11 protein-coding genes are annotated in these 12,757 nt (G+C 73.2%); 6 read left to right on the top strand and 5 right to left on the bottom strand.

Annotation, left to right across the window (positions count from 1 at the left end; translation table 11 throughout):
* A partial coding sequence (locus AB0K34_RS35555) for an MFS transporter (protein WP_364553219.1) occupies window positions 1-542 on the bottom strand: 542 nt, incomplete at its 3' end.
* Between the two features lie 105 nt (window positions 543-647).
* Between AB0K34_RS35555 and AB0K34_RS35550 the strand changes: the two genes are divergently transcribed.
* The 4 genes from AB0K34_RS35550 to AB0K34_RS35535 all read left to right on the top strand — a co-directional run bounded on the left by AB0K34_RS35550 (window position 648) and on the right by AB0K34_RS35535 (window position 4,170).
* Entirely contained in the window at window positions 648-1,139 is a 492-nt protein-coding gene (locus AB0K34_RS35550) for an Lrp/AsnC family transcriptional regulator (protein ID WP_138633769.1), read from the top strand.
* Window positions 1,140-1,206: 67 nt separating this feature from the next.
* Window positions 1,207-2,916 carry an AMP-binding protein gene (locus AB0K34_RS35545; protein WP_301176732.1) on the top strand — a complete coding sequence of 570 codons (1,710 nt, stop codon included), beginning with the start codon at window positions 1,207-1,209 and terminating at the stop codon, window positions 2,914-2,916.
* Window positions 2,917-2,924: 8 nt separating this feature from the next.
* Complete coding sequence (locus AB0K34_RS35540; protein ID WP_301176731.1) at window positions 2,925-3,836, top strand: phosphotransferase; 912 nt, start codon at window positions 2,925-2,927, stop codon at window positions 3,834-3,836.
* Between the two features lie 67 nt (window positions 3,837-3,903).
* Window positions 3,904-4,170 carry a zf-TFIIB domain-containing protein gene (locus AB0K34_RS35535; RefSeq protein ID WP_138633763.1) on the top strand — a complete coding sequence of 89 codons (267 nt, stop codon included), beginning with the start codon at window positions 3,904-3,906 and terminating at the stop codon, window positions 4,168-4,170.
* Between the two features lie 79 nt (window positions 4,171-4,249).
* On the opposite strand, the gene AB0K34_RS35530 is transcribed toward AB0K34_RS35535, so the two are convergent.
* Window positions 4,250-6,796: a polynucleotide kinase-phosphatase gene (locus AB0K34_RS35530; protein ID WP_301176730.1), complete on the bottom strand. Its 2,547-nt coding sequence runs from the start codon at window positions 6,794-6,796 to the stop codon at window positions 4,250-4,252.
* Window positions 6,793-8,253, bottom strand: coding sequence for a 3' terminal RNA ribose 2'-O-methyltransferase Hen1 (locus AB0K34_RS35525; protein WP_301176729.1), 1,461 nt, complete (start codon window positions 8,251-8,253; stop codon window positions 6,793-6,795). The genes AB0K34_RS35530 and AB0K34_RS35525 overlap by 4 nt, the downstream gene beginning before the upstream one ends.
* 65 nt (window positions 8,254-8,318) lie before the next feature.
* On the opposite strand from AB0K34_RS35525, the gene AB0K34_RS35520 reads away from it, so the two are divergent.
* Window positions 8,319-9,146 carry a TIGR02452 family protein gene (locus AB0K34_RS35520; protein WP_301176728.1) on the top strand — a complete coding sequence of 276 codons (828 nt, stop codon included), beginning with the start codon at window positions 8,319-8,321 and terminating at the stop codon, window positions 9,144-9,146.
* On the opposite strand, the gene AB0K34_RS35515 is transcribed toward AB0K34_RS35520, so the two are convergent.
* Window positions 9,143-9,877, bottom strand: coding sequence for a TetR/AcrR family transcriptional regulator C-terminal domain-containing protein (locus AB0K34_RS35515; RefSeq protein WP_301176727.1), 735 nt, complete (start codon window positions 9,875-9,877; stop codon window positions 9,143-9,145). The two genes, AB0K34_RS35520 and AB0K34_RS35515, sit on opposite strands and share 4 nt — an antisense overlap.
* A gap of 170 nt (window positions 9,878-10,047) precedes the next feature.
* Between AB0K34_RS35515 and AB0K34_RS35510 the strand changes: the two genes are divergently transcribed.
* A complete protein-coding gene (locus tag AB0K34_RS35510) occupies window positions 10,048-11,754 on the top strand; it encodes an MFS transporter (RefSeq protein ID WP_301176726.1) in 1,707 nt (568 codons plus the stop codon).
* Window positions 11,755-11,811: 57 nt separating this feature from the next.
* Here AB0K34_RS35510 and AB0K34_RS35505 read toward each other — a convergent pair whose 3' ends face one another.
* Window positions 11,812-12,738 (bottom strand): LLM class F420-dependent oxidoreductase, encoded by a 927-nt coding sequence (locus AB0K34_RS35505; protein ID WP_301176725.1) that lies wholly within the window; start codon window positions 12,736-12,738, stop codon window positions 11,812-11,814.
* Window positions 12,739-12,757: the final 19 nt, after the last annotated feature.

Raw genomic sequence — 12,757 nt, 5'->3', positions numbered from 1 at the left:
GCGGCGTTCGGGCTGGTGCGGAGGGCGTGGCGGCCGGGGCCGTCCCGGGTGGGCCGCCGGGCGTCGCGGGGGTGGGGGCGGGTGGGGTCGCGGCGCGGCGGGCCGCCGCCGGCGCCGGCGCCGCCCGACCACACGACGAGCCCGATGGCGAAGCCGCGCCGCCCGGCCGGGTACTGGTCGGCGGCCGCGTAGCGGGAGAGCTGGGCGCCCGCGTTGCCGAGGCCGAGCAGCAGCATGCCGGCGCACAGCCCGGCGATGTCGCCGCCGGCGACCGCGGCGGCGGCCAGGCAGGCGCCGGCGGCCGCGGCCGCGTAGCCGAGGACGAAGGCGGCGCGGCGGCCCAGCCGGCGGGTCAGCCGGGTCAGCAGCAGCGCGCCGATGCCCGTCCCGACGATGCCGGCGGTGCCGGGGACGCCGCCCCAGCCGGTGCCGAGCCGGTCGCCGGCGACGAGGGTGCCCGTCGCGCTCGCCACCGCCATGGACGCGTTCATCAGGGCGGTGCCTGAGCAGAGGGCCGCCATCGCTCCCGAGCGTTTCGCCATCCCTTAACGCTATGAAGGCCGATCTTCGGGGAGAATGGGCGATCACTGGTGATCTGCGCGTTTGACTTCTCGTTCGCGAGGAGTTTCGGCGGAAGGACTTTGCCCATGGACCGGGACCTGGACCAGACCGACTGGCGCATCCTCGCCGAGTTGCAGCGGGACGGGCGCCTGTCGTTCAACCGGCTGGCGGGGCTCGTCAACCTCTCCGCCCCGGCGGTCGCGGAGCGGGTGCGGCGGCTGGAGGAGGCCGGGGTGATCACCGGGTACGGGGCGCGGGTCGATCCGGCGCGGGTCGGGCAGCCGCTCACGGCGTTCGTGCAGATGCGCTGCGCCCTCGGCCGCTGCCTGCTGAAGACGACCGCCGCGGAGGACCTGCCGGAGGTCACCGAGGTGCACAAGCTGAGCGGCAGCTGGTGCTCGATGCTGAAGGTGCGGGTCGGGTCGATGGCGCATCTGGAGGGGCTGCTGGAGCGGCTCGGCGAGCACGGCGAGATGAACTCGCACATCGTGCTGTCGACCGCCTTCGAGGGGCGCGCCGTCGAGCCGCCGGTCCCGGGCGCCCGGACGGTCACCGCCTCCGAGGGCTGGACCCGGTAGCTCGTCCCGCGCGGACGCCGGAGAAATGGTTGAATCGTGCGCTATGTGGCACTCGTCACTGCGTTCCATGCCCTGGCGACGGAGGTATCCGGCCGGTGTCCCCGGTGAGCTCGACATCCCGGACGTCCCCGTCACACGGCTCCTCGACGATGCCGCGGACCGGTACCCGCGCAAGCCCGCCCTGATCTTCTTCGGCCGGCGGCTCAGCTACCGCGAGCTGCGCGAGGCGGCGGACCGGTTCGCCGACGGCCTGCACCGGCTCGGCGTGCAGCCCGGCGACCGGGTCGCGCTGATCCTGCCGAACTGCCCGCAGATGGTCATCGCGTTCTACGGGGTGCTGCGGCGCGGCGCCATCGCCGTCCAGCACAACCCGCTCTACACCGAGGAGGAGATGCTCCGGCAGCTCGCCGACTGCGGCGCGCGGGTCGCCGTCGTGCTGGACCGGTCCTTCGCGACGGTGCGGGCCGTGCGGTCCCGGCTGCGGCTCGACCACATCGTCGTGACGTCGCTCGTCGACTACCTGCCCGCGTCCCGGCGGCTCGCGCTGCGGCTGCCGCTGGTGCAGGCGCAGCGGCGCCGCGCGGCCATCACGGCGGACGTGCCGGACGATCCGGGCGTCGTCCCGTTCCGGGAGCTGCAGCGGCCGCCGCGGCGGCACGTGCGGCAGCTGCCGCTGGAACCGGCCCGGCACCTGGCGGCGATCCAGTACACCGGCGGGACGGAGGGCCGGCCGAAGGGCGCGATGCTGACGCACCGCAACCTCGTCGCGAACGCCTGCCAGCAGCACGCCTGGGACCTCGACGGGCGCCCCGGCGCGGACGTGACGCTGGCGGTGCTGCCGCTGTTCCACTCGTTCGGGCTGATGAGCTGCCTGGTCGCGCCGGTGATGACGGCGGGCGCGGTGGTGCTGCTGCCGCGCTACGACGGCGACCGGGTGGTGAGCGCGATCCGCAAGTACCGGCCGACGATCTTCCCGGGCGTGCCGACGCTGTACGAGCAGGTGCTCGACAGCCCCCGGTTCCGGCCGTCGGACCTGCGGTCGCTGCGCATCTTCATCTCCGGCGCGATGGGGCTCGCGCAGAGCACGATCGACCGGCTGGAGCGGACCGGCGCGCGGGGCCTGATCAACTGCTACGGGCTCACGGAGGCGTCCCCGGCCGTCACCGGCAACCCCCTCGACGGCACCGCCCGCAACCTGACGGTCGGGCTCCCGCTGCCGATGACCGACGCCGTCGTGGTCGCCGAGGACGAGCCGACGCGGGTGCTGCCGCCCGGCGAGCCCGGCGAGCTGGTCGTGCGCGGCCCGCAGGTGTTCGCCGGCTACTGGAACGCCCCGCTCGCGACCGCGCAGACCCTGTCGAAGGGGTGGCTGCGCACCGGTGACATCGCCGTGATGGACGAGGACGGTTTCATCACCATCCTGGAGCGCATGCGGGACATGATGAAGGTGAGCGGCTTCACCGTGTTCCCGACCGAGGTGGAGAAGGTGCTGCGCCGCCATCCCGCCGTCTACGACTGCGCCGTGGTCGGCGTGCCGGACGCCCGGCGCGGGGAGCGCATCATCGCGCACGTGGTGGAGCACCCCGCCTACCCTTTCTCGGCCGACGAACTGCGGCGGCACTGCAAGCGCTATCTGTCGCACTACAAAGTGCCGTCGGAGTTCCTGCCGCGTACGGAACTGCCCAGGAATCTGCTGGGAAAGGTCGTCCGGCAGCGGCTGCGGGACGAGTTCGCCGCCTCCGAACAAGGGCAGAGCGGTGCGGCGCAGAGTGGTTGACTGGGCGGGTGCAGACCGAGACCGTCCAGTCCGGGCTCTTCCCCCGGCTCGTTGAGATCGGGCGTGCTTCGGCCCCCGCCGCGCCATCGGACAGCGCTCCCCCGGAGACGTTGTACGACCGGCACGGCGTCCTCGTGGTCCGCGTCGGTGACATCGTGGTGAAGGCGCACCAGGCCGACCGCGAGCATGGCGCCCCGTTCTTGGAGCGGATCCGGCTGGCGGCCACGCTCCCTGGCCTTCTCCTAGGGCCGATGGGTGCGCCCCTAACCGTGGACGGCCGGACCGTCACGATCGCCGCGTACGGCGACCCGGTCGACCCGAGCCGGGAACTCCCCTGGGCGGAAGGGGCCCGGCTTCTGGCGGCGCTCCACGCGGAGAGCGTCCCGGCAGAAGCACCGTCTTGGGGGCGTCCCACCCGTGTGGCCCGCCTCGTCTCGCGGTTGGGCGAAGGCCCCGCCGAGGACGCGGTGAGGCGCGCATTCGCCACCCTCCCCGCCTGGATACGCGGCGAGGAGGACGAGCCCCCGGCGCGGACGGAGCGCCTCATCCACGGGGACTGGCACCTGGGCCAGATGGTCCGCGCGCGGGACGGTCACTGGCGGCTCATCGACATCGAAGACCTGGGCAGAGGCGACCCCGCATGGGATCTCGCCCGCCCTGCCGCGCTCTACGCCGCCGGCGTCCTTCACCCGGACGAATGGGAGCTGTTCCTAGGCGCGTATATGGCGGCCGGTGGCCCGGCAGTCCCCGCCCAGGACGACCCGTGGACGAGCCTGGACATACCCGCCCGAAGTCTTGCGATCCAGATTGCCGCCACGTGCGTCATATCGGCGGGGAGGGAAGATCGAGCCCTGGACGGGCCGGAGCAGGCGATGATCGACGCCTGCGTGAGAATGGCCGCGACGGGGGACGCGGCATGACGTGGCGCGAAACCTGCCCTACATTTAGCCTCTACCTGGGGATCCAGACCGGAAGGACGACAAGGCGATGCACTGCCCTAAGTGTCGTGGCGTGATGCGGACCTACACCCGCAGCGGCGTCCACATCGAGCAATGTGACAGCTGCCGGGGCATCTTCCTCGACTACGGCGAGCTGGAGGCCCTGAGCCAGATGGAGTCGCAGTACCGGGCGGCCCCGCCGCCGCCCGCCGCCGCGGCACCGGGGTGGGGCGCGCCGGCGGTGCACCACCATCACCACGGCGGGCACCACCGCCCCCACCACGGCAGCGTCTTCCACATGCTGTTCTCGACCTGACGCGTCACGTACGGCCCGCCCCTTCACGGAGGCGGGCCGTACGCGCGTCCACGGCCGGAGCCGGTCTACAGGCGCGGGTCTACAGGCGCGGGTCGACGGGCTCGGACTCCAGCGCCAGCACCGCGAAGACCGCCTGGTGGACGCGCCACAGCGGCTCCCCGGCGGCGAGCCGGGCGAGCGCCTCGGTGCCGAGCGCGTGCTCGCGCATCGCCAGCGACCGCTTCCGGCCGAGCGACCGGCGGCGCAGCCGGTCGAGGTTCGCCGGCTCGCGGTAGTCGGGCCCGTAGATGATCCGCAGGTACTCCGGCCCCCGGCACTTGACGCCGGGCTGGATCTTCGCGCCGTCCGGGACCGGGCCCAGCGGCTTGACGACCATTCCCTCGCCGCCGGAGGCGGTGAGCTTCTCCCACCATTCGGTGACGGCGGTCTCCGACTCCGGCGACTCCAGGTCCACGGTCACCGAGGCCGTCCGCTTGATGAGCCCGCTCGCGTCGCCTTCCGCGAGACGTTCCGCCACGGACATGTGCCATTCGTGGTCACGCGCGTCCGCCCAGGAGCGGCCTTCCCCCGCGAGAATCTGGAACGGCGCGAACTGTAGCCCGTCCAGGCCGTCCACCGTCCAGCAGTACCGCGCGTAGGCGTCCCTGAAACGGGACGCGTTGGCGGCGCGCCGGTCGATGTGCTCGCGGAGACCATCGAGGTCGAGCCCGCGTGCCTCCGCGCGCGCGAGAGCGTCGGCTGCCATCGGCAGGGCCGCGCGGGCCGCCGCACCGGTCGCCGCGTACTGCGTGCGGATGAGCTCCATGGCCTTCGCCGACCACGGCAGCAACTCGCCGTCGATGACGAGCCATCCGGTGTCCAGCTCGTCCCAGAGCCCGGCGGCGCCGATCGCGGCGCGCAGCCGGTCCAGCACCTCGGACGTGCGGGACGGGTCGCGGAAGAACGAGCGCCCGGTACGGGTGTAGACGGCGCCGGTCGTCCCGTCCGCCACGCCGAAGCGCTCGGCGGCCGCGGCGGCGTCGCGGCAGACGACGGCCACGGCGCGCGAGCCCATGTGCTTCTCCTCGCACACGGCCCGGGCGACGCCCTTGTCCCGGTAGGCGGCGAGGGCCTCGGCCGGGTGCTCCAGGTATCCGGGCAGCGCCGAGGTCTCGGCGGGCGCCATGGTGGGCGGCAGGTAGACGAGCCAGCGCGGGTCCACCGCGAACCGGCTCATCACCTCCAGCGCGGCCATCGCGTTCTCCTCGCGGACCGCGACGCGGCCCATGAGGCGGGTCTCCACCCCGCCGTTGCCGAGGACGTCGCCGATGTTCAGGACGTCGTTCTCCCGCGAACCGCCCGCGGCCGGGGCCTCCAGCGGACGCGTCGGCTCGTACCAGACCTGCCGGGCCGGAACCGACGCCAGCTCACGCTCCGGATAGCGCAGCGCGGTCAGCTTCCCGCCGAACACGGCACCGGTGTCCAGGCAGATGGTGTTGTTGACCCACTCCGCCTCGGGGACGGGCGTGTGCCCGTACACGACCATGGCCTTACCCCGGTAGTCGCGCGCCCACGGGTACCGGACGGGCAGCCCGTACTCGTCGGTCTCCCCTGTGGTGTCGCCGTAGAGCGCGAAGGAGCGGACCCGTCCGGACGCCCGTCCGTGGTAAGCCTCCTTGAGCCCGGCGTGGGCCACGACCAGGCGGCCGCCGTCCAGCATGTAGTGGCTGATGAGCCCGTCCATGAACTCCAGCGCGCCGTCGCGGAAGTCGTCGTCCTCGGCGGCGAACTGCTCCAGGGAGTTCTCCAGGCCGTGCGCCACCCGCACCTTGCGTCCGCGCAGGGCGCGGACGAGCTTCGCCTCGTGGTTGCCCGAGACGCACAGCGCGTCGCCGGCGGCGACCATGCCCATGACCAGGCGCAGCACGCCCGGCGAGTCGGGCCCGCGGTCGACGAGGTCGCCGACGAACACGGCGGTGCGCCCGCCGGGGTGGTTCGCGCCGACGGCCCGCCCCCGCGCGTCCCGCTCGACCTCGTAGCCGAGGCCGGTGAGGAGGTCCTCCAGCTCCGCGCGGCAGCCGTGCACGTCGCCGACGATGTCGAACGGGCCGGTCAGCTCCCGCCTGTCGTTCCACGCCTTCTCGCGGACGATCGTCACGGCGTCGATCTCCTCCGCGCCCGTCAGCACGTAGTACCGGCGGAACGCGCGGGCCAGGTCCCGCATGCCGCGCCGCAGCTCGCGGCGCTGGCGCGGGATCACATGCGGCGGCAGGTCCCGGTCGGGCCGCGTCGCGTTCCGCTCCGCGGCGAGGCTCTCCGGCACGTCCAGCACGATCGCGACCGACAGGACGTCGTGGTCCTTGGCGATCCGCAGCAGCGCCTCGCGGGCCCTGGTCTGCACGTTCGTCGCGTCCACCACGGTCAGCAGCCCGCGCCGCAGCCGCTTGGCCACGATGTAGTGGAGCAGGTCGAACGCGTCGCCGCTCGCGGACTGGTCGTTCTCGTCGTCCGACACGACGCCGCGGCAGAAGTCGGACGACACCACCTGCGTCGGGGCGAAGTGCTTGCGCGCGAAGTGGGACTTGCCGGCCCCGGTCACACCGACCAGCACGACGAGCCCCGCCTCCGGGACCTTGATCTCGGTCATCGGGTGAAGACCCCCATCTGGGTGGGCGCGCCGACCTCGGGGTCGTCGTCGCCGACGGGCACGTGGCGGACGCGGTAGCCGTGCGCGGCGGCGACCCGGTCCGCCCAGGCGCGGAACTCGGCCCGCGTCCATTCGAAGCGGTGGTCGGAGTGGCGCATCGCGCCCGGCGCGAGCCCCTCGTAGCGGACGTTGTACTCGGCGTTCGGGGTCGTGACGACGACCACGCGGGGCGCGGCGTGCCCGAACACCACCCGCTCGACGGCGCCGAGCCGGGGCGGGTCGACGTGCTCGATGACCTCCATGAGCACCGCCGCCTCGTAGCCGGCGAACCGCTCGTCGGCGTAGGTGAGCGCGCCCTGGAAGACGTCCAGGACGCGGCCGGCCCGGTCGCCGCGGTGCGGACGCGACCGGTCGTCCCAGCGCAGCCGCCGCCAGGCGTGGCTCAGCGCGCGGTGCGAGACGTCCGCACCGGAGATCTCGCCGAAGAAGTCGTCCCTGGCGAGCAGCGCCAGCAACTTCCCGGAGCCGCAGCCGAGGTCGATGACGCGCCGGGCGTTCTCGTCGCGCAGCGCCTTCACGACCGCCTGGAGGCGCCGCTCCGCGAGCGGGACGGTCTTCTCCTCCTCCGCCCCGGACGCCTGCTCCGCCTCGGACCCCTGCTCCGCATCGGGTGCCTGCTCCTCCTCGACGTGCACGGGGTCGAGCTCCTCGTCGGCGGCGTCCTCGGCGTCGGCGAGGCGGCCCAGCGCGGTGCGGACGAGCGCGCGCCGGTTCGCCAGGTAGCGCCGGGTGATGGCGCCGCGGTCGGGGTGCGCGGCGAGCCAGCCCTCCCCCGCCCGGATGAGCTTGTCGACCTCGTCGGGCGCGAGCCAGTAGTGCTTGGCGTCGTCCAGGACGGGCAGCAGCACGTACAGCTGGTTGAGCGCGTCCGCGAGCCGCAGCGTCCCGGTCAGCGTGAGCGTCACGTACCGGGAGTCGCCCCACTCGGCGAACTCCGGGTCGAGCGGGACGGGCACCGCCGACACGTCCCAGCCGAGCGGCGCGAAGAACCGTTCGGCCTGCTCCGGCCCGCCCCGGCACGGCAGGGCCGGCAGGACGACCTCCAGCGGGATCGGCGACCCCGCGAGGTCGGGACGGGCGTCGCACCGGCCGCGCATCGCGGTGCGGAAGACGCCGGCCATGGCGGACGCGAGCAGCGACGACGCCGCGTAGGGGCGGTCGTTCACGTACTGGCCGAGGGAGAAGTCCGGCGTGCCTCTGCCGCGCGTCCGCACGAGCTTGACCGGGTCGACGTCCAGCAGCAGCGCCGCCGTGCAGCGCCGTTCGCCGGCGTCGGGGTAGAAGACGTGCGCCGTACCGAAGGACTGCTCGAAGCGCTGCACGCGCTCGGGATGCTTGTGCAGCAGGAATCCCAGGTCGGTCGCCTGGTCCATGGTCGTGGTGATCGTCAGAAGCACGCGCCCAGTGTGGCGGACATAACCTGATGATTCGCATTCCTTTTTCCGGAAGAATGCGGCGCGATATGAGCAGACATCCCCGCCGGATGACCGCGCAGGAGACCGTGGCCATCCTCGAACGCGGCGACTACACGGCACCCTCCGGCCGCAAGATCTCGATCGCGGACGGCCTCTCCCGCGCCGTCGAGGGCACCGTCCTCTACCGCCCGGACGAACTGGACGCGCTCCTCGGGCGCCTGCCCGGCGCCGGGTTCACGGAAACGCGGATCGAGGTGACCGGCGAGACGACGCTCGCCGCCGCCCGCCGGCTGTGCGGCGGGGACGCGGACCCGCTCGCGCTCAACTTCGCGTCCGCGAAGAACCCGGGCGGCGGCTTCCTCAACGGGGCGCACGCCCAGGAGGAGGGGCTGGCGCGCTCGTCCGGCCTCTACAGGTCGCTGCTGTCGGCCAGGGAGTTCTACGACTTCCACCGCGAGCAGCGCGACCTCCTCTACAGCGACCACATGATCTACTCGCCGGGCGTGCCGGTGTTCCGGGACGACGCCGGGCGGCTGCTCGACGAGCCGTACGGCATCGCGTTCGTGACGTCCCCGGCGCCGAACCGCGGCGCGATCCGGGACGGCGCCGCGGCCGCGCGGATCCCGGCCGTCCTCCGGCTGCGGGCCCGCAAGGTGCTCGCCCTGGCGCTCGCGCGCGGGCACGCGCGGCTGGTCCTCGGCGCGTGGGGCTGCGGCGTGTTCCGCAACGACCCGGCCGAGGTCGCCGAGGCGTTCGCCGGGCCGCTGCGCCCCGGCGGCGAGTTCGCCGGGCGGTTCGAGCACGTCGTCTTCGCGGTGTGGGACACCGCCGCGGGCTCCCCGCGGCAGGTCGCGTTCGAGCGGGTCTTCGCCTAGCCGGGCCGCTCCTCCCCCTCGGCGTAGGACGCGATGCCCCGGACGAGGAGGTCCAGCCCGAACTCGAACCGCCCGTCGCCGCTCTCCCCGGTGAGCTCGTCCACCATGCCGACGAGGTTGGGGTAGCGCTCGGGCGGCAGGGCGGCGAAGTACTCCTGGACCTGCTTGAGGTACGCCTGCAGGTGCTCCCAGGGGTTCTGGCCCTCCGGCGTCCGCGCCACGTAGACCGTGTCCTCGATGGCGTCGGCGTCGAGGAACATGCCGAGGGTGTCGACGGCGATCCCCGCGATCTCCCGCGGGACCCCGCCGGCCAGCATGAGGGCGATCTGCGCCTCGGCGACGTCCAGCAGGTGGGGGCCGGTGGGGATGAGCCCCATCGAGACCATCGCGATGTCGCGGTGCGAGGTGTAGACGCGGCGGATCTCGCGCGCCAGCTCCTTGAGCTGCTCCTGCCAGCGCGCCGGGTCGGGGACGGGCAGCCGGATCTCGGCGGCGACCCGGTCGAGCATCAGCTCGCGCAGCTCCTCCTTGCCGGTGACGTGGGCGTAGAGGGACGCGGGCCCGGTGCCCAGCTCCTGCGCGACGCGGCGCATGGTGACCGCCTCCAGCCCCTCCGCGTCCAGCACGCGGATCGCCGTCTCGACCACGGCCTCCTGGGTGAGCGGCCGGCGCGGCGGCCCGGCCTTGCGGGGCCTGCGGCCGGGCGGCGTCGGCAGCGCTGCGGTGGGCACGTCGCGACCTCCCAATCTCGCGATACATCTTGACAATCGCGATACGCGATATATCTTCTCTCTTGGCGAGAGAAAATCGACTACCCGAACATCGTACTTGACACGAACGCCGTTCCTTCCTTAGAACAGTGTTCGCGTGACGAACGCTGTTCCCTCTCCTGGAGACGACCATGACGCAGACACTGACGCCCCCCGCCAAGGGCACCGCGGAGGCCGGCTACCGCTGGCGCTGGGTCGCCCTGTTCGTGATCCTCGCCGGCGAGGTCATGGACATGCTGGACGCGCTGATCACCAACATCGCGGCGCCCACGATCCGCGCCGAGCTGGGCGGATCCGCCGCCACCGTCCAGTGGCTCGCCGCCGGCTACACCCTGGCCATGGCGGTCGGCCTCATCACCGGCGGCCGCCTCGGCGACCTCTACGGCCGCAAGCGGATGTTCCTCCTCGGCGCGGCCGGCTTCACGGTCGGCTCGCTGCTGTGCGGCGTGGCCGTCTCCCCCGGGATGCTGGTCGGCGCCCGCGTCGTGCAGGGCCTGTTCGGCGCGATGATGCTGCCGCAGGGCATCGGAATGATCAAGCAGATGTTCTCCGCCAAGGAGATGGGCGCCGCGTTCGGGCTGTTCGGCCCGGTGATGGGGCTGTCCTCGGTCGGCGGCCCGGTGCTGGCCGGCTGGCTGATCGACGCCGACTTCTTCGGCACCGGCTGGCGCATGATCTTCCTGATCAACCTGCCGCTCGGCATCGCCGCCGTGCTGGCCGGACTGAAGTTCCTGCCCGAGGGGCGCGCCGAGCACGCGTCCCGGCTCGACCTCCCCGGCGCCCTCCTGGCCTCCGTCGCCGCCGGCCTGCTGGTCTACCCGATCGTCCAGGGCCGCGAGCACGACTGGCCGCTCTGGACGTTCCTGATGATGGGCGCCTCCCTGCTCGTCTGGGGCCTGTTCGCCTGGTACGAGTCCCGCAAGCAGCGCGGCGGCGGCGACCCGCTCATCGTGCCGAGCCTGTTCCGCAAGCGCGGCTTCACCGGCGGACTGGTCGTCGGCCTGGTGTTCTTCTCCGGGATGGCGGGCCTCGGCCTGGTGCTCGCGCTGTTCTTCCAGATGGGCCTCGGGTACTCCCCCCTCAAGGCCGGCCTCGCCCAGATCCCCTGGTCGGCCGGCATCATCATCGGGTTCGGCGTCGCGCAGGCCGTGCAGCGCTTCGGCCGGACGGTCATCCACGCGGGCACCGTCATCATGGCCGGCGGCATCGCCGCGACCTACGCCACGCTCCAGGTCGCGGGGATCGACGTCACGCCCTGGCAGCTCGTCCCCGCCCTGACCGTGACCGGCCTCGGCATGGGCATGCTGATGGCGCCGTTCTTCGACACCGTCCTCGCCGGCGTCGAGCCGGAGGAGACCGGGTCGGCGGGCGGCACGCTCACCGCCGTCCAGCAGCTCGGCAGCGCGCTCGGCGCCGCCGTCCTCGGCACGGTGTTCTTCGGCCTGCTCGGCGGGCACGTGGCGGGCGCCGCCGACGACGGCGCGGCCGCGCTGCGCCGCGACCTCGCCGCCGCGTCCGTCCCGGCCCCGGTGCAGGACCGGGTGGTGGCCGGGCTGCGCGACTGCGGCCACGACCGCGCCACCGCCAAGGACTCCGCCGCCGTCCCCGCGTCCTGCCGCCGGCTGGAGGGCGACGTCGGGGCCGCGATCGCCGCCGCGCCGCAGTCGGCGCCCGCCGTGCGGAAGGCGGTCGCGCTGGCCGGCGAGCACTCGGCCAAGACGGGCTTCAGCGACGCCATGAAGATCACGCTGTGGGTCGAGGTCGGGATGCTCGGCCTCACCTTCCTGGCGACGTTCCTGCTGCCGATGCACGCCCGGCCGGAGGAGGAGACCGCCTGACGAAAACGAAAAGGCCCGCGGCCGGGGGGACGTCCCCGCCGCGGGCCTTCCGGCGTGTCACACCTTGCTCATGACCTCCGCGGCCAGCAGCTCCAGGTGGTCCAGGTCGTGCATGTCGAGGACCTGGAGGTAGAGGCGCTCCGCGCCCAGCTCCGCGAACCGGCCGATCTTGTCGACCAGCTCGCCGGGCGTCCCGGCCAGGCCGTTGTCGCGCAGCTCGGACACCTCCCGCCCGATGGCGTCGGCGCGGCGCTTCACCTCGGCCTCGTCCCGGCCGCAGCAGACGACCTGCGCGGCGGAGTAGACCATCGGCTTCGTCCGGCCCGCCTCGGCGCACGCCGCGCGGACCCGGCCGAACGCCTCCCCGGTGTCCTGCACCTGGTGGAACGGGACGTTGTACTCGTCGGCGTAGCGTGCCGCGAGCCGCGGCGTCCGCTTCGCCCCGAACCCGCCGATGATGATCGGCGGGCCGCCCGCCCGCACCGGCTTCGGCAGCGCCGGCGAATCGGTCAGCGTGTAGTGGCTCCCACTGAACGAGAACGTCTCGCCGGCGGGCGTCCCCCACAGCCCGGCGAGGATCTCGAGCTGCTCCTCCAGCCGCTCGAACCGCTCCCCCAGGCTCGGGAACGGGATGCCGTAGGCGGTGTGCTCCTGGTCGAACCAGCCCGTGCCGAGCCCGAGGTCGACCCGCCCGCCGCTCATCTGGTCGACCTGCGCGACCGCGATCGCGAGCGGGCCCGGGTACCGGAACGTCGCCGCCGTCACCAGCGTGCCGAGCCGGATCCGGCTCGTCTCGCGGGCCAGCGCGCCCAGCGTGACCCACGAGTCCGTCGGGCCCGGCTCGCCGGTGACGTCGCCCATCTTGACGAAGTGGTCGGACCGGAAGAACGCGTCGAAGCCGAGGTCCTCGGCCGCCTTGGCGACCGCCAGCTGCGTGTCATAGCTCGCCCCCTGCTGGGGCTCAGTGAAGATCCGAAGACGCATGACTCCATCCTGGTACCCG

The sequence above is a fragment of the Actinomadura sp. NPDC049382 genome (assembly GCF_040677125.1).
In the GTDB taxonomy this organism is placed as follows: domain Bacteria; phylum Actinomycetota; class Actinomycetes; order Streptosporangiales; family Streptosporangiaceae; genus Spirillospora; species Spirillospora geliboluensis.
This window is presented reverse-complemented; position numbering and strand designations above follow the sequence as displayed.